A 1,922-nucleotide genomic window follows, 5' to 3' on the forward strand; every position below is an offset into this window, starting at 1 on the left:
TACTTTACTTTTAACTTCGACTCTCCCTTGTCTCACTTGTATCTTTCCATCAATATACATATTGTCACCAGTGAAGGTAGAAGAGCTTATATTTACACCCTGTATATTACCAGCTGTTACGTTCCCAAGATTTGCTGAAATGGCCGATAAAGAACTAGCAGATATTCTTGCAGCATCAAGATAGCCAGTTGTTATTTTACCAGCATCCAGACTAGTGATATTACCGTTTCCTACTTTAAAAGTTCCGTTAACTGTTACGTTTCCATCAAGAACTAATTTTTTACCTTGTATAAGGATTCCAGAAGTATCAAGATTTATCTGATTAATTACATCGTTTTTAGTAACCCTTAGATTAATCGCATCAGATAGTTGGCTAAACTGGGATACGGTTGCCATGTCTTCTGGTGCTGGTGTCCATGCAGTACACTTATTACCTACTTCTAGCTTTAATTCCTTCCAGTGTAAAGTATTGCTAGGTGTATCACTAGCACCAAATCTAGCAGACATTATAAAAGCACGTGTTCTATTTGCTGGTACTTTGAAAGTCACATAAGAGTACCCTTCACTTCCAGCTTCAATATATTCGCCACTTACATCATTATAGGTTGAATTATCACTTGGATATAATCTAATTCTAAGTTGTGCTTTCTGCGTACTGGTCTTTAGATAAATTCTAGCACTGTAAGTTTTTCCTGAAACTACTGGTATACTAGTACTATTAGTTAGTGGGTCGGCATAATCTCCCCACCCACTCCTTGTTGTACTTCTATACTCAGAACTAGTACCAGTTACTAGGTTTCTCCCACCGATTTCTAAGTTATCTAGGTTGGATTGAACACTTGTGATTGTACTAGTTAAACTATTAGCAGTCTGTGTCAACTGGCTTTGGGTAGCAAATTTATTATTAGCGTCCGTTGTGCTTATTTTTGAATCTACCACACTAGCCAACTGTGTAACTGTTGATTTGTCTGCTTTATTTGAAACAGTAGTTTGAACACCTTTCAAGGTTTGAGATATAGAAGAAATACTTCCTTCCGCATTTGATATTCTGGTAGCAAAGCTACTAGAAGTTTGTTGTAAAGAACTTATATTCCCTTCTGCAGTTCCAACCCTTGTCGTAAAGCCGTTCACCGTTTGTTCTAATGTACTAAATTGTGATACGGTTGCCATATCTTCTGGTGCTGGTGTCCAATCGGTAGGTTTATTTCCTTTTTCAACCTTCCCCTCTTTATATTGAACTGTATCGGTCGGTGTAGTAGCTGAACTATGCCGAATAGAATACTCTATATGACTAATATCATCCCTATTTTGGATTGTTGCAGTTACAACCGAATATCCTTCTTGATTGGGTTTTATAATCGAACCTCTATATTGAGTATAAGTTCCATTGGTATACCTAACATGAAGCATTATAGAAGCTTCTTGATTAGTAGGTTTAAGATAGATACGACCAGTCAATGTCATTCCCTTTTCCCAATCCATAACTCTTTCAGGAAAGTAATAATCCCAGCCTCCAAATGTAACAGACTTAAACTCTTTGGATGTGTTTTTAACTAGGTTTCTACCACCAATCTCCAAATTATCAAGATTAGTTTGAACTTGTGAAACAGAAGAAATAATACCATCTGCTTTAATATCAAGACTAGCTATATTGCTTTTAACAGTATTTATCTCACCATTTAAGCCCTTTATGTTTGACTCTGTGGAAGAGACACGATTAGAAATTCCGTTAATGCTTACATCGATTTGGGACATTTTGTTATTGTAGGTTGATAGATTAACCTTATTATTTAATGCACTATCAGTCTGTACTTTTGTATAAACATTTGTAGCTTCTGCCTTCAAGTTAATTGCTGTGGTATGTTGATTTATTGTTGTTTCAGCATTAGATATTCGACTTCCTTGTGAATTAACAGTCTTGG

General features: G+C 36.1%; 1 protein-coding gene. It reads right to left on the reverse strand.

The genetic code is table 11. The features are described 5' to 3' along the window. Positions 1-1,922, reverse strand: a 1,922-nt coding sequence (locus NiCM35_RS26545; protein ID WP_433780904.1) for a gp58-like family protein, incomplete at both ends; no start/stop codon positions are given.

Origin of the sequence: Niallia sp. M35 (assembly GCF_050971705.1) — a bacterium.
GTDB lineage: Bacteria > Bacillota > Bacilli > Bacillales > Cytobacillaceae > Niallia > Niallia circulans_A.